Source organism: Pseudarthrobacter sp. SORGH_AS 212, from assembly GCF_030818145.1.
Taxonomy (GTDB): Bacteria; Actinomycetota; Actinomycetes; order Actinomycetales; family Micrococcaceae; genus Arthrobacter.
In genome coordinates this window covers 3,118,676-3,138,278 of the sequence record NZ_JAUTAA010000001.1, presented here as the reverse complement: position 1 = coordinate 3,138,278, position 19,603 = coordinate 3,118,676, and the positions used below count along the sequence as shown (strand labels likewise).

Genomic DNA, 19,603 nt, shown 5'->3' with positions numbered 1-19,603 from the left:
CCCGTGGAATTTGTGCACCGCCTGATATCACGGCTGTCAAGCTAGGCACGCAACAGCGGTCCCGTCTCGTCACGAACCGCGAAGAGGCTAGTCAACCGCATAACATGGGGTTTGACATTACTATTCCAAGTCCGCCTTCGGACCAATCAGGTCGACACTGAGTTCAAGGTAGGATTGCTTGGACTTCACGCACATAGCCGTTCTGGGGGCGGCTGGTCTTTCGGCCCCCTCCAACAACTAAGGGGCCCGAGCTTGGACCTACGCGAGTACCTTCGTACTTTTCGACGTAACTGGACACTGATAGTGGCTGTGACCTTGGCGGGTCTTCTCGCGGCAGGCACCTACTCGATACTCACAAAGCCGACTTACACTGCGGAAACGCAGTTATTCGTGGCCATTCAAAGCTCCGGTTCCGTGCAGGAACTTCAACAGGGCAATACGTTTAGTCAGGCCCGAGTTCAGTCGTACGTCAAGACAGTTTCTTCGCCAGTAGTCCTTCAGCCTGCCATCGACTCACTGGGATTGGCCGTCAGTCCACAAGAGCTTGCAACGCGAGTGAAAGCGACGACGGACGCAAACACGGTGCTGATTACGATCTCGGTCCAAGATGGAAGCGCCGTCCAGGCCGCAGCAACAGCCCAGGCCGTGGCAGACAGCTTGATCAGGGCCGTCGACACCCTCGAGAAGCCGAAAACCGGCGGCACTTCGCCGGTCAGCCTATCTATAATCACGCCGGCTATCGCACCAACTTCTCCCTCGGCGCCCAACACAAGAATCAATCTCGTCCTCGGGCTTCTAGTCGGTCTCGCCATAGGCGCGGGAGTGTCGCTGTTGAAGTCAACTCTGGATACAAGAGTCCGCGGTGAGGCTGACGTTCGTCGGGTGACTGATGCACCACTCCTAGGTGGCATCAGCTTCGATCCCTCGGCAAGCCGGAAGCCGCTGCTTACACAGACCGCTTCACAAAGCCCCCGGGCCGAATCCTTCCGACAGCTTCGAACGAATCTTCAGTTCGCTAATGTGACTGGTCACGCAAAATCCGTTCTCGTCACCTCCTCCCTGCCCGGAGAAGGCAAGAGCACAACGGCCACAAACCTAGCCATAGCATTGGCACAGGCTGGAAGTTCTGTCTGCCTGATCGACGCAGACCTCCGACGGCCGATGGTTCATGAGTACTTAGGCCTCGACCGGAATGCCGGCCTAACCACGGCGCTGGTGGGAATGGCTGACGTGAACAATCTCCTCCAGCCCTGGGGCGAAGACGATCTCCACGTGTTGACCTCGGGCCAGATACCTCCCAATCCAAGTGAACTCTTGGGCTCGGACGACATGGCGCGGCTTATTGCAAACCTGGAAGCGTCGTTTGACTCCATAGTGATCGATGCACCGCCTCTTCTGCCCGTCACAGATGCAGCAGTACTTTCCCGGCATGTGGGCGGCGCGGTTCTAGTTATCGGCTCTCAGAAGATTTCGCAACAGGACTTGGAGAAGTCGTTGAACGCTCTCGACCTCGTGGGCGCGACCCTTCTCGGCCTGGTGCTGAACAGACTCCCTGTAAAGGGCCCTGATGCCTACAGCTACAGCTATTACAGCCACGACCAAGACCACGAAACGCGTTTACCGCGGCGTGATTCGTCCAAAGACACGCAGGTACGACGAGCCGTTGAAGCCCCTGAAGAAGTGGAGACACGGGCGTACCGGTCCGCTAGCAAATTCCCACTTAGCCACAACTGATCATTAGATTTTCACGTCGGCAGCCGCCGCGCATGGGGCCAATATTAGTTTTATCCAAGGCTTTGGCCGGCCGACATGCCCTTCGTTCATAAAGTGAATTCTCTCTCCACCTGATTTGCAAGGAATCTACTAATGGCTGCTTTGCCCCGCACGAGTCGCGCCGCCGGCCGACGAGGCAACACGGCAAAGGGGATATCGTTCAGCGCGCTCGCGGGCGTAGCTTCCCTGGTGGCTGGTATTGTCTTGCTCCCCGTGGTTCTCACTTCCATCGGCCCCGCCGCCTATGGCACTTGGCTTTTCCTGCTCGCAGTTGCGTCCTTCTTGTTCTTCCTCGACCTCGGCGTTGGAACTGCGATAGTGCACTTCCTCGCACGTTCCCGAAGCGGTGACGATGAGACCGATCCGCACGCCGTTGCATCGACGGGTCATGCATGGGCTCTTGCAGCCTGCCTGGTCGCCATAGCCATCTTTGTCTTGGTGTCCGTCAACTACGCCGCGGAGGGGCTTCAGAGTGTAACTCCCTCGGAGTTCCTTGTAATGGTGCTAGCCGGAGTTGCTGTGTTGGCCTCCATGGCCCTGCGGCCAATGAGTTCCGTAATGTTCGGAATGGGTTTTTTGCACGTTGAACGAACCTACCAAATCATTGGAGTGGCCGTTCGAGTGGTAGGGACTCTGGCCGCCTGCTGGCTGATCGGAAGCGTCGTAGGAGTCGTTATAGCGGAAGCTCTCGCGCTCATGATTCCACCCATTATTGCTACTCTCAGGGTTCGTCGTCTAAACCTGGTAAAAATTCATTGGCGCCATATTTCCACACGTGAGCTGCGGCGAATGATGAGCTACAGCCTCGGCGCGTTCAGCGTATCGATGGTAGGCGCTTCAATTCTCCAATTCGGAACGATCATCATCGGAGTTCTAGGCAGCGCAAATCAAGTTGCATACTTCAATGCAGCCTTCCGCATTTATGCGAGTGTTAGACAAGTTGTTGGATGGCTCACAGATCCCTTCCGCTCCGTGTTGAGCCGTCTATATGTAGGCGACAGGCGCAGGGCCACCCAAGTCCTGTACGACCTGCTCTTCGTCGCTTTCATAGCATCTTCTGTAGGATGCCTCTTACTTTTGGTTACACTCCCGGTGGTTTTAAACATTTGGCTAGGTGGGACAGTACCGATCGACGAAGTGTCGGTTGCGGCGGGGGCGCTGCTGGCGGGCTTGATCCTAAACGCCCTTCACATTCCCCTCATCCCTGCCTCCGATGCGGCTGGTAGTCCTGGAGCATTCCTCCCACATCAAATATTTTGGCTCGCCTCGTATGCTGGTTTTACCTTTATTCTTTTTCCGATATTTGGCATTGCCGGTGTAGCAATGGCTTTAACGGCTCCGCTGCCAATTTTAGAGTTTATGTATCTCATGACAGCGGCTCGAACCGTAAATCTGGACTTCAGGCTATGGTTTTTGCGTGTAGCACGCCCCACCCTCCCAGTACTGCTGCTTGGACTGGCTGCGACATCATTCACGGCAATCTACACACAGCCCATCCTGGTCCTATTAGCGGCTGTTCTATTCGCCGCAGCAAGTTTTTTTGTTTTGTTTTTGACGCGAAATAGTTGGTCCTATAGGTCCGTGCTCGGTTCTCTAAAGACTGAAGCATAGCCTGGGCCTTGGGAATAGCGATAGGAAATAGTATTGGGTACAACAACGAGATCACTTCTGTCGAGCTTTCAGAGCGAAACAAAATCTGCTCTGTTCGACACTCTGAAGGGGACGGAAAACGTAGCGCTCCTTGATTTTCCATCACATATGAATGTGGGCGACGGAATGATCTGGGCGGGCGAGCGCGAGTATTTGAAGTCGCTTGATATACAGGTCCGTTATGCCTCTGACATCGAGCGCTACAGTCCCGCCGCGCTCAGGAAGTTGCATCCCAAGGGCGCCATACTGCTTCACGGTGGTGGGAACCTAGGCGACGTTTGGCCCAAGTTTCAAAGCTTCCGTGAACGAGTTATCCAAGACTTTCCGGATAGGAAGATTATCCAGCTTCCACAGACTCTCTTCTTCAACTCGACCGAGAGGGCGAGGGAAGCAAACCGTATATTCGGAAGCCACTCTGATCTAACCGTCATGTTGAGAGACGAGAACTCCATGCAAAGGGCGGAAAATCTACTCCCGTCTGTGCGAAAAATATTCGTCCGAGACATGGCATTGGGGTGGGATCCGAACGCTTCCGCATCGGATGGGAGCCGCGAGGTTCTCATCCTTGCCAGGAACGATACTGAGGCCAAGGGTTCGACGGCCAGTGCTGCAAAGGAGCTGCGCGGAATTGCTCAAGTTGAAGTCGCCGACTGGGGACTGCGCGGATTGCATTTAGCGAAATGGAAGGCCGCCAAGCTTCCCGGCCGAATCGCCAGGCAACATGGAAAACTCTTGGATGCAGGAACTACTGCCCGGCTACTCGCCTCCTCCTACGACCGGATGCTCGCGATGAACCTGAAAGCCGGCGTGGACCAGTTTCGTGATAGAAAGCTCATCATTACGGACAGGCTTCATGCTCACGTACTCGCCTCAATGATGCAGATACCGCACGTTGTCCTGGACAACTCCTATGGTAAAGTGCGCTCCATCTACGACAATTACACGCATCAATTCCCCTCAGCACATTTCGCAACGTCGCAACATGAAGCTGTGGAGCTTGCTGCAACCCTACTGAGTGGAAAGTCATGAGGTCGAATTCGATCGAGATCCTTTATCCCACCGGCCGCGACGTGCCGGGATGGGAGAAAGCACATGACGAGGGCCGGGTTCCAGATCGGTGGCCCTACGGACTCCACCGCATTCGAACTATCGTGGATAGCCCACCGCGGTATGCTGAAGCGTTTCCATGGAACCCGTTGTCCTTGGTGAAGTCAGGCAGTACCATCGCTCGAACTTGGTTTGACGATCACACAGCGATTGCCTGGGACGAAGACACTGCTATACGCCTTTTCATGCAAAGGCCAAGAGCTAAGAAGTTCGCCGGAGTCATATGGGCAACCGACCGCCTCACCCGCCGTGAGTTTAATAAGAAGGACCTGATTCTCCGTCGGATACTGCCGAAATTTGATGGCCTATGGGTGCTTAGCCGTGCGCAAGAGGACGTACTCCGCAGTTGGTTAGGGGCGGACGCGCCTCCCATCTCGTACCTCCCTTTTGGAATTGACGAAGATTTCTTTTCACCGTATCCGTACCCTGAACAGCCTCTCGTTCTCAGCGTAGGAAGGGATCGAGATAGGGATCCGGATACTCTCTTCGAAGCCCTGGAGGCCGTCAAACGAGCAAGGCCGGAGGTGGACGTAGCGGTTCAGACCATGGCGTCGATGAGACCACCGACGGGCGTTAGGACCCTGCCCATGATGCCCCATACCGAGCTTCGAAAGAACTACCAGGCGGCCTCTGTAGTCGCCGTAGCAACCCAGCCAAATGTCCATGTATCGGGGATGACCGTTGCCCTCGAGGCCATGGCCACAGCCCGACCTGTAGTAATGAGCAATACCGAAGGCATGTCCGACTACGTGGAGCACGGCGTTACCGGCCTTCTCACTGAACCGCAAGATGCAGCTTCGATGGTCACGGCCATACTCCATCTCCTAGACCATCCTGAAAAAGGCGCGGAGATGGGGAAAAAAGGTAGAGAGCGAGTCGAACGGCATCACACTACCCAGCTAATGGCCACGACTCTTTCGTCATTCATCCAGACGTAAAAATTCCTGTAGTAGGCGTTGTTGACGCCAACCGAAAATAGGGCCAGAAACGCCAACAGAAAATGTGTGGTCCTGTCACATGGCTGACAGTCCGTTAGCGGGACATCGCTGACACTCTTTATCAGATGAGAGTGATGAGCGTGAATGATCGTTGGCTCGAAATCCTGTTGGTACCCACCCGTGATGGCATTTCCGTGGCGGAAGCTTGCCGCCGGTACGGGATTTCGCGCCAGAGCTTCTACAAATACTGTCGGCGGTTGTAGGCAGAGGGAACCTCGGGTCTCCAGCCTCGTTCTCGGCGTCCTACAAACGCTCCTGGGCAAATTGCCGACGAGGTGGAGTCGCTGATCGTCCGGCTGCGGGTGGACAATCCGCGTTGGGGCGCCCGGATTCTGCAGACCAAACTCAAACAGGCGGGGCTGGATCCGGTGCCTGCCGTATCAACGGTTCATCGGGTCCTCAGCCGCCACGGACTGGTCAGCCGGCAAGAGCTCCGGCCGCCGAAGGCGTGGAAACGGTTCGAGCGGCACGCCCTGAACGACCTGTGGCAGATTGACGGCGCTCAGGTTGCCTTGGCTGATGGTTCCAAGGCCTGGATTGTGGATCTGATCGATGACCATGCACGGTTCGCCATCGGCGCCCACGCAGTCCGTCGCTTCACGGCACAGGCAGCTTGGGCGGCCATGGAGACGGCCGTCCTGGAGCACGGCGCGCCCCGGCAGCTGATCAGCGACAACGGGTTGCAGTTCCGTTCCCGCAAAGGCCACAAACCGGTCCACTTCCAGGAGCGACTCGCAGCCCTGGGCGTCAGCCAGCTGAACGCCCGGCCCCGCCATCCGCAGACCTGCGGGAAACTTGAACGCTACCACCGCACATTCAAGGAGTACTACGCCGACCACGGCCCGGCGCCGAGCATCGAGGCCCTGCAACATCTGTGTGACGCCTTCCGGTGGCACTACAACCACGCAAGGCCGCACCGTTCCTTGGAACAACAGACGCCAGCTGCCGTCTACACCGTGTCTAGGAAGGCTACGCCGACCGATGGCCGCCGCGTCCGCTCTTCCCCTCGGGTCCTGAAAGTCTCCTCAGCCGGATCTGTGAACTTCCGCAGACGCAAAACCAACATCGGTCAGGCATATAGCGGCGAACACGTCAGGGTCATCGACGGCCCGGAACAAGTCATGATCCACCACGCCGGCACCGGCGAAATCCTGCGCCAGCTTGTGCTGGGACCCGTCGGCACCTACCACGGCAGCGGTGCCAAACGAGGGCGTCCCTCCAAACCACCTGCTGATGGCTAGACTGTCAGCCATCTCCCGACAACACAGTGTCAGGGATGTCCCCGGACCACACACAATAGAACAGCAACCCGTGGCCCTGTTTTCAGTTGGCAAAACTGGCCCTATTTTCGGTTGGCCTTAACAGGCGTTCCAATATTTCACCGCAGGACCCGAAGGACCAGCAGTTTACGCCTGGTTCTAGGACACAAAGCAGTATGGACTTGCGGTGGGTCAGTATGGCGTTCTAAAAGGTTCGCGATCCTTGCGTTGAGGCTCGCTACGGCCTTCGCGAGAAAGGCCTTGCAGACTCGCTGACAGTCAAATGCCGCATATGTTTGCTGGCTTGCCAAAGGACGAGTGCGGCCGGGAGGATGCGACGTCAACTTGTCGGGAAGTGTCACACGAAATCGCTCTGGAACGAGTGGGGTGTCTGCTCCGGTGTCGACCATGCCAGTGCGGCCGGAGAAGCAGCATTCAAAATGTGCGATGGATCAGGACCGACGAAACGGCAACGGCCGCGCACATGTACACCCGCCGGTATAACGGCTTATGAACTCGCCACCAAGCAACCAACACTGGCCGCGCAAGGACGTTTGGATGAAGACAGTGGCGTACACATGCCGGCGCAGCCTACGACGCAGCTACGCAGACAAGCCCCGGTCCCAGGGCGGGACCGGGCTTGTTCGGGAGTCGTTCACTCACGACCGAGTGCGCTTCGGACGCTTACAAGTTTAACTTTCGGGGACCATACACAAATGTGCCCGAAGCACCCTGCCGGCAGGCTTCTTACCTCTCGGAGCTGGCGACCCAAGTGGATGCTTCAATCCATGCAGACCATTCTCGAATATTCCGCTCGCGCCACCCGACGCCCGCACGCCATGCTGCCTGCACACCACCCTCTATTGCGTAAGTCACTGCCCGGTTCCATCCATCTTTCGACTCTGAGTCGACGAGAAGACCTGATTCATTTCCGAGCATCTCGGCTAGCACGCTTTCTCGTGGTCCAACGAAAGGTGTCCCAACCTCCAAAGCCCGTACGGCAATTCCGCTTTGAAAAAATCTCTTGTAAGGAATAAGCACTGCCGCGCTTTCCGCCATGAGTGCATCCAACTTTTGCTCTTCGACAAATCCGTCAATGACTGTCCAGCCTTCGATCGCTGGCCATCCTCGCCCATGAACTTCGAAAATGGCTGATAGCGATAAATCCCGGCTCAGATCCTGAAGTGCCTGCAAGTCTCTATCGGCCTTGTACTGCCCAAGAACTCTCACAATTGGTAGCGGTTTAGAGCCCCTTCTGAGTTCTGCGACAGGAGGCAAAATCGGGTGCGGGAGTACAGCCACGCTGAAGGGGTAGTCAACGAGGTCAATCGCCTCCCGCGCCTGTTTACTATGTGCGACGATCTGGACACGAGACCGGAAAACGGAAGCGAATCTCTTCGCTACATCTGAGTATCCAACCGACCTCACCAGAGGCTCAGGGTCATGCAGAACTACGGCCACGTTCCGAAAACCAAGCAGTCCCACCAACACGATATCTAGGTAGCCTAAAACTGGCCAAGTTATGACAATCCTCGACGGTTTATTTAGTGAGAATCGAGCATAAACCAGGGTTTCGACGTATTTAGCCACCCATCGAATAGGGCTCTCCCGACCAGCTGATGGTTCTGAAAATCGCGCCGAGGAAACCGTGCACCCGGCCTCATGAAGCACGCTCGTCAATTCGCGTTCATAGTGAAGCAGCGCGGCACCTAACGGGTTAATAATGTGTACTGACCTATTAATCTGAGGCGTCGTCCCGGCGGAGGGGATGGGCGCCACGAGGCCACGCAAATAGTCCTTCACCCGATCGAAGCCCCTTCGACGAACAAGGTCAGCAGCAATTCTTCGCGCCACAATAAGCGGCGGCACCGCAAACGAGCGAATGAAACCACCGTGTTTTCGAAGTAGAATTCTGATATTTCTTGCGAAGTAGAAGGGCGGAATTCCTCCTGACTCCTGCCACACACGTGCTTGGGGAACCCAGAGCACTTCCTTTCCAGACTTCTGCAGGCTTAAATGCAGGTCGGTTTCTTCCATGTATAGAAAGTACTCTTCAGGAACCAGGCGTTCCGAAATGTCCATCCATCGGTACAACAAAAATGCACCGTCTAACCATGAACGTCGGACTGGGGAACTGGAGCCGTCGAGTATGCCTAAGTCTTCTTTGTGGTCATGATGACCCGGCACACCCGTAAAACTGTCTATATAGCCTCCAGTCGACCATACGTACAGTTCCTGCGTGCCTGAAATCAGAGTGGGGCCAGCTACAGCCGCTCTGGGATTTCGTTCTAGTTCCTGGTGAAGATGAGCTACGGCACCCTCCGACGGCCGGACCTCGTGGGTTGACACCAGGAAGTACTCAGGAGCTTCGGTGGAACTCGAAAAATGACGCAATGCGTGGTTAACTGCGGCGGCGTATCCACGATTCGGGGTGTAGTCAATATCCACACTCGAGGTAATCGATTGTCTGAGCCTGTTCCGGTTATCGGGCTCTTCGCTGTTATCAACAACCAAGATGTTCTGAGATGTAATACCTTGGGCGAGTAGAGCATCGACTACCCCCGCCACGGAGCTGTAGCTGCGGTGATGCACCACTACCGCTGCAACTTTGCTTAGCAAGATGTTTCCCCTTGTCACGAAATTGAACGAGCGGTCAGCGCTTAGGACGGCACGAACGCGCGGCGAGTTTTCACGGCTTGCCCAGCTTCACGCTCGTAGGCGCCGCAGACCGTTTCCCACGAGTAAGTTGTTTCGGCGCGTGACAGTCCGTTGGCGGATGCCTCTTGCTGCAGACGGGGTTCTTCCATCATTTCTACAATCGCCGACACGATTTCGCCGGGCTCGACCGTCGTAAATCGTCCTTGCTCACCCAAAACTTCTCGGTTATAAACAGTATCGCGAGCCACTGTCGGGGCACCGCATGCCATTGCTTGAACGAGTGCCGGGTTTGTTCCTCCGACACTGTGGCCGTGAAAATAAGACCCGCAGTGCTGCCAGAGAGAAAGCAATTTAGCATCATCGCTTACATGTCCTAGCCAATGAACGTTGTCGAACTGCCGGCTAAGCGCCTCTGCTTTATCGTCGAGAGGTCCACCGTAGCCGGATGAACCGACGATCACGACAGGGAACTTCTCGGCAATCTGAGGAACCGCTTCGAAAAACTCCTCAACCGAATTTTCCGGTACGAAACGGGCCACTATCAATACGTAACCTCTATGACTAAAGCCTTCGACAACTGGCAGTTTTCCAGGCATTTCTCCACCATAGGGGATGAAAACAGAGTCTCTGCCAAAGTCCTCCTGCCATCGTCTTGCAATTTCAATTGAATCAGCGATAAGTGTCTGCCCGAAAAGTGCCGTGAACTTCGCGCCCAGCCTGAAGATAAACTTTGCAAGGCGTCCCCATTTCGCTCGCTCCCACTCGATCCCATCCACATTAACCACAGCTGGAATCCCCCGAAGCCGGAGTAGAGGTAGCCAAAATCCATTGGCCACGTTCATCACAATGACCGCGTCCGGCTTTCGTACGCAAGCATGAATGACAGAAGTAAGCCCGAAAGTCAGGGTGCTTAGAGACTTCGTCTCAAGCCCGGATGTTTCGACGGTCTCCACACGGTGGTCGCGGCCCGGGTCATCCACTCGCGCGGCGCCCGGTCGCCCGTAAACGACGGTATCCCAGCCACGTTCGACTAAGTAAGGGGCCAACTTGCGAACCGCCGTCTCGAAACCACCGTAGTAACTTGGGTAACCCCGGGTGCCGATAATCGCGATAGACCGGTTGCTTCTCCGGCCAGAATTCCTTTTCATCTGTTTCCATCTTCTCGCGGTTGCCGACCGCCACCCGATGCCGCCAATTGACCATCTGGTTTGGCATAAAAGGGGGTGACGCTCAGCGGTCCTGTTGTCTCTGTATGCGGCAAATTCTTTATGAGCAGCGTCACATCGAGCGCTACTGGGCTTCCGATCACCCCGCTAACCATAACCCGCACCGGAATCCTGCCCCGTGAAGCATTCGGCAAAGAGTCGTTGCTACACTCGCAGAGCCTCAAGGCCGTAACAGTTCAGGCGGGCAGGATGCGTGCCTTCGTGCAACAATGGGCGCTGCCCTCGCGATGGGCTGTATGGTAGCGACGGGATTTTCTTCCCGAACAAACTAACTTGTAGGGATGCTGACGTGGGGACAGTACGGGATTGGCGGCAGCGGACGTCTCGCAGGCTTCGCGTCGTAGATGCGTTCGTCATAATATGGGCGATTTCCGGCGCATACATCGTTAGGTTCGGCTTCGGTCCCGGCTCGGTTGTCGAAGGACAAGACTTTTCCTACCTTGGGCTATCCGCCGCATTGGTGATTGCTTGGTGGTTGATGCTCGGCGCATGGAACAGCAGACAAAGCAGAATCCTGGGCTCGGGGGCGGACGAATATAAACGCGTGGCTGCCGCATCACTCTGGCTTTTTGGCATCGTGGCCATAGTCTCGTACGTGTTACGTATCGAAACGGCCAGAGGCTATGTCGGTATCGCCCTGCCAGCGGGGTTGCTCGGCTTGCTCCTGGCGCGTTGGCTGCTTCGACAGCATCTCTCTGTTGACCGCCAAGGCGGAGCCAGCATGTCTCGCCTGATGATTCTTGGCGGGCCAAGCGCAGTGGCGCATCTGGCTAACACCCTGGCCGGAGCGAGACACTCTGGCTACTTGCCCATTGCCGCCTACACACCGGGCGCCTTGGAGAAAAAGGATGGATCGACGATATCGGGCCTCCCGGTCCTCGGCTCAGACGTCGAGATCCCTTCCATATTGACCGCTATCGAAAAATCTGAGGCCGATGCCGTTGCTGTGTCGGCTGGTGTGCAGTTACATCCGCAAACTCTGCGCCATCTTGGGTGGGAACTGGCCGCAAGAAATGTGGGCCTCATAATGGCACCGGCTCTAACCGACATCGCAGGTCCACGCATCCATACTCAGCAAGTTGCAGGACTACCACTAATTCATGTGACTACCCCCTCGCTTGAAGGCGGACAACGAGTTGCAAAACGTCTCTTCGACATTGGGGTGTCGGCAGCACTGATACTTTGCGCAGCTCCCCTTATGGCTCTCATTGCTTTGGCGGTAAAGGTAGACAGCCGCGGTTCGATCTTGTTTCGCCAGGAGCGAGTCGGGATCCAGGGCGCACCTTTCAAGATGCTGAAGTTCCGGTCCATGGTAGTAGACGCGGAGTCACGGCTTGGAGACTTGGCTGCCCATAATGAGGGAAGCGGAGTCCTATTCAAACTAAAAAACGACCCACGAATCACGCGTGTGGGTGGCTTTCTGCGTCGCTACAGCCTGGATGAAGTCCCCCAACTATTCAACGTCTTGGCTGGTTCGATGAGCTTGGTAGGGCCACGGCCCCCACTCCCCCGAGAAGTAGAAGCCTACGAGCATGATGTGCGTCGTCGTCTGCTGGTCAAGCCGGGACTGACGGGCCTCTGGCAAGTAAGCGGTCGATCAGATCTTTCCTGGCAAGACTCGGTCCGGTTGGATCTCTACTATGTCGAAAATTGGTCCCTCGCTGGGGATCTCGTGATTCTGCTACGTACAGCGCGTGCCGTATTTCAAAGTACTGGCGCCTATTAGCCGCTGAAATGTCCCTTGCTTCAAGCCGGAAGGATGCCGTCCAATGACAGGACCTCATCAGCCCCAATCGCAGGTCCGTGATCGCAATGACTCCACGCGACAAACTCGTAGGCGACTTGCGCGTCGCCTACTGCCTTGGTCGCTCGGCTGTTTGGTTCTCATCACTATCGCGGCCTCCTGGCTCGCGTACAAGGTGACGCGCGTCGATGATGATCTGTCGGCAACGATAACCCTTGTGCAACAGCTGAAGCGCGAAGTCTCCTCGTCTGATGCGGCCGGCGCAGCTTCAAGCGCTGCTCAGATAGCAGACAAGACGGAAAGCGCAAAGAAGTCAGCGGAAGACCCAGTTTGGACGCTTGCCTCCGGGTTGCCATGGATCGGACCAAACCTTTCAGCTGTGGCAGAAGTAGCTCGGTCGGCTGATGACGTCGCTGATTTGGGCATTGAACCGCTCGTGAAAATATACGACTCCCTCGACTGGCAGGAACTCATTCCCAAGTCGGCAGGGTCGAATCTCGCCCCGCTCCAAAATGCTGCTCCAACGGTTTCCTCTGCAGCCTATGCAGTGGCAGCATCTGCCGACAGGCTAAACAACGTCAGCTCCGATAACCTTTTGCCTCAGGTGGCTGGCCCTTTAGACCGCGCTCGATCTGAGCTCCGGGATGCGGCGACGGCACTGAATACCGCGGCTGATGTGGCAACGATTGCTCCCGACATGCTCGGAGCAGACGGAACCAAGCGCTATCTGTTGATGATCCAGAACAATGCCGAGGCACGGGCTTCTGGTGGTATCCCGGGAGCTCTGGCCGAGCTCACGATCGAACAGGGAAAACTGAAACTCGGCAAACAAAGCTCCGCTACCGAGCTGGGCGCAATGACACCGGTGCTTGCAGTCGAAGCCGAGCAACGGCAAATCTTTTCAAGTCGCATCGGTAAATACATGCAGGACGTCAACCTAACGCCTGATTTTCCGACAGCAGCCTCGACAGCGAGGGCAATGTGGCAACAAAAAACCGGAGAGAGGGTCGACGGAGTAATTTCCATTGACCCTGTGGCCTTCAGCTATCTTCTGGGCGCCACGGGCCCGATCGAAATCACCAACGCGGAGGTCAAGGCCTTGGCGACCAACCGGCTACCTCTTGTCCTTACTCAAGAGAATATTGTTTCAACACTCCTTTCCGACGTCTACGACAAGATCGACGATCCTGAAATGCAGGACGCTTATTTTGCCGGCGTAGCCCAAGAGGTTTTTGGTTCGCTGTCGGATGCCGGTGGCGACGCGAAGTCCTTGGTGGCAAGCCTCACCCGGGGAGTTAGCGATGGTCGGGTCTTACTGTGGTCTGCGAGTCCGGCCCAGCAAGCTATCGTCGGGAAATACAGAGTAGGGGGCGCTATCAGTGGGCCCAACGTCCCACCCGCAGGATTTGGCGTCTACTTCAACGACGGCACCGGCGCAAAAATGGACTACTTCGTCAAGCGAACTGTTCAGCTCATTAGGGGATGTCCTCAGGACGGCTACGAGGAGACGACCGTTCGAATCGTTAGTACAAATACAGCACCGGCTGATGCGGCGACAAGCTTGCCCCCGTACGTGACTGGCGGGGGCCACTACGGCATAAGCCCAGGAACGGTTCAAACGAATATCATCGCATACGGGCCAGCCCAAGCGCACGTCGAATCCGCTACTATCGATGGGCAAAAAACGCCGTTCGCACCGTATTTCCATGCGAGTAGGCCAGTGGGGGTGCTTGCACAGCAACTCGCGCCAGGAGAAAGTACGACGGTCGAGTTCCACTTTGCCAAAATTGTCCAGCACACCGAATCTAACTTGGTAGTCACACCCACCGTCCAGCCTGTAAAGGACGTTGTCTTGCCCACGCTGGACGCTTCATGCCAAGAGGGATGATGACCGTCGCGTTAACACTATGTAAACCGATTAGATTGAGGTTGGTCCCAGACCTAGACAGGTGATACCGTCTTTTTGGGATATCTATCCGTAGTTCTGCACTCGGTCTCGTGCGGAGGGGACATGCTCCCAAATCGGGTAATCAAACTTAAACGTCTCCGGGGGGACACTCATGAAGAAAACACTCGCAGCACTCGCGCTTGCAGGCTCCATCGCTCTCGTCGGCTCGGCACCCGCCATGGCCGCTACTTACCCGGCCCTTCCGCCGCAGGCAGCCGTATCCGACGGCACTGTCGGACCGGGTGAAACCTTCATCTTCCGCGGCCAAGGCTTTCTCGCTGGCGAAGGCCTGACCATCACAGTGACACCGGGGCAGGCACCGGCGTCAAACGGGGCCGGTCTGGGCCGTTCGGTTGCAGTGAAGATTCCCGTCTTCCAGGCGCCGCAGACTCTCTCCGCGACCGCTGACGCGCAGGGTGCATTCTCCCTGCCGATCTCGATTAGTGAAGCAGGCACCTACTCTCTGACGGCAACCGGTAACACGTCCGGCGTTACCGTGGGCCCCGTCACGGTGGTCGTTGCTGCTTCGCTGGCTAACACCGGCGGTAACGCTGGCGGAGCTCCTCTGGCCAACACTGGTTCAGGCCTGGCCAACACCGGCGCTGATTCCGGCCTGGTCCTCTGGACACTCGTTGGTGCAGGCGCACTGGCCGCCGGCGCAACCTCGGTTGTGGTTGTGCGCCGCCGCGCCAAGGTAGAGGCTGCTGCATAACAGCATTATCTGATCACCAATGATGGTGGGTGATTCTCCGGTAACGGAGGATCACCCACCATCTTTTTAAGCCACAGCGGTTCCCTAGCGGAGAATAACCTTTGGCAAATCTTCGCACGGCCCCTCGGCTGTGCGCAGATTTGGGAATAGATGACGGACACTCTTGAGGCTCATTTGAAGTTCCCTGATAATCAGCGGTGCTGGCAACTGATTCTTGCGGCCATGTTTGTACTTTTAGCACTGATAGCGTTCTGGCCAACTCCCGTGGACCAACCTGTGTCTGGGCAACTAGCGAGCGTCTTGCAGTTCGTTCACAGTAATGGAGTGCCCGGATGGTTCAATTACAGGCTTGTGGAGGCGTCGGCGAATATTGCTCTCTTCGTGCCGCTGGGCTTCGTAAGTCGATTCGCGTTCGTTGGCAAGCCGCTCTGGCAGATTGGCGCATTTGGCCTCCTCGTTTCAGGCAGTATTGAGCTTGGCCAGCTATTGTTTCTTCACAACCGTTTCGCAAGCCTGTCAGATATCTTGATGAACACGACGGGCACCATAATCGGCGCACTCCTTGCAGCTATTCTGAGGAGTCATCCCGAGACTTGAGTTCCTAATGGCACTCTACTTCGTTAGCGCCAGCACTTGGGCGGTTCTACTGGCCCTGTTCCTTGTATTTGGCTTCGGTGGCGGCTTTTTGCGGGCGCCACCACTGTTCGTTGTGGCGGTACCAGTCGATGGTGTCTTCGATGCCGGCGTCGAAGTTGGAGAACTGGGGTTCCCAGCCAAGTTCGTTGCGGAGTTTGGTGGAGTCGATGGCGTACCGCAGGTCGTGGCCGGGACGGTCCACTACATGGTCGTACGCGTCCGGGGCCAGGCCCATGTGCTTGAGGATCAGTTCAACGACGTCCTTGTTGTTCTTCTCGCCGTCGGCACCGATCAGGTACGTTTCCCCGATGGTTCCCTTGGCGATGATGGCCAGGACGGCGGAGGAGTGGTCGTTGGCGTGGATCCAGTCACGGACGTTCTCGCCCTTGCCGTAAAGCTTGGGGCGGATCCCGTCGATCACGTTGGTGATCTGCCGGGGTATGAACTTCTCCACGTGCTGGTACGGGCCGTAGTTGTTCGAGCAGTTGCTGATGGTTGCCTGCAGCCCGAAGGAGCGCACCCAGGCGCGGACCAGGAGGTCCGAGCCGGCCTTCGTGGAGGAGTACGGGCTTGAGGGGTTGTAGGGGGTCTGCTCGGTGAACCGCTCGGGATCGTCCAGCTCGAGGTCGCCGTAGACCTCGTCGGTGGAGATGTGGTGGAAGCGCTTGCCGTGCTTCCGGGCCGCTTCGATCAGCGTGTAGGTGCCGATGATGTTGGTGTCCAGGAAGGGGCGGGGGTCATGCAGGGAATTGTCGTTGTGCGATTCTGCTGCGTAGTGGACCACGACGTCGGTGCCCGCGACGAGTCCGTCCACGATGCCGGCGTCGGCGATGTCACCCTCAACGAAGGTGAAGCGGTCCTCGGGCAGGCCGCGCAGTGATTCAAGATTGCCGGCGTAGGTCAGCTTGTCCAGAACAGTGACATGGTCATCAGTGTTTTCCAATACATAGTGGACAAAGTTTGAGCCAATGAAGCCGGCTCCGCCGGTCACAAGAAGTCGCTGCATAAATTCATGGTTCCATGCCGACATGATTTTGTTCAATTTCAAGTCATATCGGAAAATAGAGCTATGCGCGGAATAATCCTCGCCGGGGGAACCGGTTCACGTCTTCATCCAATAACGCTCGGAATCAGCAAGCAGTTGGTGCCTGTCTATGACAAGCCGATGATCTACTACCCGCTGTCCACGCTTATGCTGGCCGGTATTCGTGACATTCTGATTATCACTACCCCTCATGATGCCGACCAATTTCAGCGGCTCCTGGGCGACGGCAGCCGTTTCGGTGTCTCCATCACCTACAAGCAGCAGCCCTCTCCGGACGGGCTGGCCCAGGCATTTGTCCTCGGCGCTGACCACATCGGTGACGGCCCGGTCGCTTTGGTGCTTGGGGACAACATCTTCTACGGCCAGGGCATGGGTACCCAGCTACGCCGGTTCGAGAACATCGAAGGTGGAGCTGTGTTCGGTTACCGAGTTGCTGATCCGTCGGCCTATGGAGTAGTCGAGTTCGACGAAAATGGTCGGGCGATCTCTCTTGAAGAAAAACCTGCGGAACCCAAGAGCCACTACGCTGTGCCCGGACTGTACTTCTACGACAACAACGTTGTGGACATCGCCAAGAACCTGAAGCCCTCCGCCCGCGGAGAGCTTGAGATCACCGACGTCAACCGCAAATATCTCGAAGCCGGAAAGCTGCAAGTAGAAATCCTGCCCCGCGGCACCGCCTGGCTGGACACCGGGACGTTCAACGATCTCAACGACGCTTCTGAATTTGTCCGTACGGTGCAGCACCGGCAGGGGCTCTCTATCGGTTGCCCTGAAGAGATTGCTTGGCGTTTGGGATTCCTCAGCGACAACGAACTCCGCGAGCGCGCCGAGCCCCTTGCGAAGAGCGGTTACGGCAAATATCTCTTGGAACTCCTGGCAGAAAGTGCTTAAGCAACCCTTGAGCTAGCCGAAACGACATCAGGCCCATAACGAACATGATGGGCCTGATGTCGTTTTCACGGAATTATCCGACGAAGCCCTTCATCCAAGTCCTGAGGTCCTCGCCGAACTCAACACGCTCGGACGCCAGAGTAATGACGGCCTTGAGGTAACTGAGTTTGTCGCCGGTATCGAAGCGGCGGCCCTTGAACACCACGCCGTACACGCCGGATCCTTCACCTTCTCCAGCGGCCAGGGTTTGCAGCGCATCCGTCAGCTGGATTTCGTTGCCTCGGCCCGGGGCTGTGTTCTCAAGGACCCCGAAGACGGACGGGTGAAGGACGTAGCGGCCAATGACGGCCAGGTTGGAGGGCGCGTCGGCGACAGCCGGCTTCTCCACCAGGCTGTTGACGCGGACGTAGTCTTCGCCCTCTACGGCTGTAGTGTCGGCGCAGCCGTAGGCGCTGATTTGCGACGGGTCCACCTCGATCAGGGCGATCACCGAACCGCCGGTCTTTTGCTGCACCTCGATCATCGTGGTCAGCAGCGACTCAGCCTCATCAATGAGGTCGTCACCCAGCAGCACCGCGAATGGCTCGTTCCCTACGTGCTGCTTACCGCAGAGCACCGCATGGCCCAGCCCTTTGGCTTCTCCCTGGCGCACGTAGTGGATGGGGCCAAGTTCCGAAGCAGCCTGGATCGACTCAAGCCGGTCCTTGTCGCCCTTCTGTTCAAGAAGTCGTTCGAGGCCCGGTGCACGATCAAAATGATCCTCCAGAGCTCGCTTGCTCCGGCCTGTGATCATCAGGACATCGTCGAGTCCAGACTTGATGGCCTCTTCTACGACGTACTGGATGGCCGGGCGGTCAACCACCGGCAGCATTTCCTTCGGCATCGCCTTGGTGGCGGGAAGGAAACGAGTTCCCAATCCGGCAGCAGGAATGACGGCTTTAGTTACGGCTCTCCCCATAGTCATAGCTGAACTTTATAAATTCTCTGCCCATAAAGACAATCGCAAGAAGCAAGTTTCGACAGGCTCAACCACCGCGGAAGATTCAAGCACGGTAGCGTTTTAGGTCGCGTGTGATCCTGGGGACAGAACGTAGAAACCGCGCCCAGCGGGCAACATGCTGGAGGAGACGTCCTTTCAAGGACATATCTGCGTAGATGTTTCGGGTCAAGAAGACTTCACCCCGGGGGAATACCGCCCGCCACAACATCTTGGGCTTGTCCCGCCAATGAGCTTGAACAAGGGCAATGACCCGTGCGCTGCCCGGTTCCTGCGCTAGAAGACGGTTCTGCCACTCGGTCGATGGCTCCGGCCAGACAAGAGACATGTTCTTGGGGAGAAGCTTTTCAAGGAAAGGACGCGTCGCCGCCAGACTGCCCGTCGTCGTCGACAGATCCAGTACCGGCAGCGCCAGTGATTGCTGGGAAACAGCATCCGAAAGAAAGTCGAGCTCGTCTCGGCAGGCCGGCAGGTGGGGTGACCGCAGAGCGTGCAAAGCCAGAAGCAGGATAGCCAGCGGCTTGGATGGCACCGGTATGTCCTGCCCCGCCAGTACAACGCGCTCGGAGTTGTGCCACATAGTCTCAAAGCACTCGGAGGCAGAGGCTTCCATTCCTGGAAAGCGGTAGTGCACATCGATGCAGCACGGCCATTCGGCGTGGTCAAGAGTGACAGAGTGCTTGGGGAAAGTCTTGCTGTCCGGATCAACCGGTCGTTCGCGCCACCCCCTGTCCTGCAGGGCTTCCACCAGAACTTCCAGGTCTTGTGGAGCCACAAAGACATCCACATCGCCCGATGTCTTCGGGGGGCGCAGCCCTTGGAGCACGCTCACCGGACCTTTAATGAAGAAGGCTCTGATACCCAATGCATCGGCCACCCGTGCTACGAGGGCATGCCCGAGAAGCACGCCTTCAGAGACGCTCAGTTGGACGATGTCTTCCGGGTTCTCCACAGCG

Annotated in this window: 14 protein-coding genes and 1 pseudogene; 10 read left to right on the top strand and 5 right to left on the bottom strand. The window is 56.9% G+C overall.

Annotated features, from left to right (window positions below; translation table 11 throughout):
• Nucleotides 1-252 precede the first annotated feature (252 nt).
• The 5 genes and pseudogenes from QE394_RS14355 to QE394_RS14335 form a co-directional block, all read left to right on the top strand.
• Entirely contained in the window at nt 253-1,734 is a 1,482-nt protein-coding gene (locus QE394_RS14355) for a polysaccharide biosynthesis tyrosine autokinase (protein WP_349034880.1), read from the top strand.
• Between the two features lie 132 nt (nt 1,735-1,866).
• A complete protein-coding gene (locus QE394_RS14350) occupies nt 1,867-3,384 on the top strand; it encodes an oligosaccharide flippase family protein (RefSeq protein ID WP_349034879.1) in 1,518 nt (505 codons plus the stop codon).
• A gap of 33 nt (nt 3,385-3,417) precedes the next feature.
• On the top strand, nt 3,418-4,452 hold the full coding sequence (locus tag QE394_RS14345) for a polysaccharide pyruvyl transferase family protein (RefSeq protein WP_349034878.1): 1,035 nt from the start codon (nt 3,418-3,420) through the stop codon (nt 4,450-4,452).
• A complete protein-coding gene (locus tag QE394_RS14340) occupies nt 4,449-5,468 on the top strand; it encodes a glycosyltransferase family 4 protein (protein WP_349034877.1) in 1,020 nt (339 codons plus the stop codon). The genes QE394_RS14345 and QE394_RS14340 overlap by 4 nt, the downstream gene beginning before the upstream one ends.
• A 275-nt stretch (nt 5,469-5,743) precedes the next feature.
• Nucleotides 5,744-6,769: pseudogene (locus QE394_RS14335) on the top strand (IS481 family transposase); the annotation flags it as partial.
• A 765-nt stretch (nt 6,770-7,534) separates the two neighbouring features.
• On the opposite strand, the gene QE394_RS14330 reads toward QE394_RS14335, so the two are convergent.
• Both QE394_RS14330 and QE394_RS14325 read right to left on the bottom strand, forming a co-directional pair.
• Nucleotides 7,535-8,824 carry a hypothetical protein gene (locus QE394_RS14330; RefSeq protein ID WP_349034876.1) on the bottom strand — a complete coding sequence of 430 codons (1,290 nt, stop codon included), beginning with the start codon at nt 8,822-8,824 and terminating at the stop codon, nt 7,535-7,537.
• 623 nt (nt 8,825-9,447) lie between these two features.
• Nucleotides 9,448-10,593, bottom strand: coding sequence for a glycosyltransferase (locus QE394_RS14325; RefSeq protein ID WP_349034875.1), 1,146 nt, complete (start codon nt 10,591-10,593; stop codon nt 9,448-9,450).
• A gap of 367 nt (nt 10,594-10,960) precedes the next feature.
• On the opposite strand from QE394_RS14325, the gene QE394_RS14320 reads away from it, so the two are divergent.
• From QE394_RS14320 to QE394_RS14305, 4 genes are all read left to right on the top strand, one after another.
• Nucleotides 10,961-12,397, top strand: a complete 1,437-nt coding sequence (locus QE394_RS14320; RefSeq protein ID WP_349034874.1) for a sugar transferase — start codon at nt 10,961-10,963, stop codon at nt 12,395-12,397.
• Between the two features lie 151 nt (nt 12,398-12,548).
• A complete protein-coding gene (locus QE394_RS14315) occupies nt 12,549-14,303 on the top strand; it encodes a DUF4012 domain-containing protein (RefSeq protein WP_349034873.1) in 1,755 nt (584 codons plus the stop codon).
• A 172-nt stretch (nt 14,304-14,475) separates the two neighbouring features.
• Nucleotides 14,476-15,075 carry an LPXTG cell wall anchor domain-containing protein gene (locus tag QE394_RS14310; protein ID WP_349034872.1) on the top strand — a complete coding sequence of 200 codons (600 nt, stop codon included), beginning with the start codon at nt 14,476-14,478 and terminating at the stop codon, nt 15,073-15,075.
• Between the two features lie 150 nt (nt 15,076-15,225).
• Entirely contained in the window at nt 15,226-15,672 is a 447-nt protein-coding gene (locus tag QE394_RS14305; protein WP_349034871.1) for a VanZ family protein, read from the top strand.
• A gap of 46 nt (nt 15,673-15,718) precedes the next feature.
• Here the strand turns inward: QE394_RS14305 and rfbB are convergent, their stop codons facing one another.
• Nucleotides 15,719-16,717, bottom strand: coding sequence for a dTDP-glucose 4,6-dehydratase (gene rfbB, locus QE394_RS14300; RefSeq protein ID WP_056085037.1), 999 nt, complete (start codon nt 16,715-16,717; stop codon nt 15,719-15,721).
• A 63-nt stretch (nt 16,718-16,780) separates the two neighbouring features.
• Between rfbB and rfbA the strand changes: the two genes are divergently transcribed.
• Complete coding sequence (gene rfbA / locus QE394_RS14295) at nt 16,781-17,650, top strand: glucose-1-phosphate thymidylyltransferase RfbA (protein WP_349034870.1); 870 nt, start codon at nt 16,781-16,783, stop codon at nt 17,648-17,650.
• A gap of 73 nt (nt 17,651-17,723) precedes the next feature.
• On the opposite strand, the gene galU is transcribed toward rfbA, so the two are convergent.
• Both galU and QE394_RS14285 read right to left on the bottom strand, forming a co-directional pair.
• A complete protein-coding gene (galU, locus tag QE394_RS14290; protein WP_349034869.1) occupies nt 17,724-18,614 on the bottom strand; it encodes a UTP--glucose-1-phosphate uridylyltransferase GalU in 891 nt (296 codons plus the stop codon).
• A 79-nt stretch (nt 18,615-18,693) separates the two neighbouring features.
• Nucleotides 18,694-19,599: a nucleotidyltransferase family protein gene (locus tag QE394_RS14285; protein ID WP_349034868.1), complete on the bottom strand. Its 906-nt coding sequence runs from the start codon at nt 19,597-19,599 to the stop codon at nt 18,694-18,696.
• Nucleotides 19,600-19,603 lie beyond the last annotated feature (4 nt).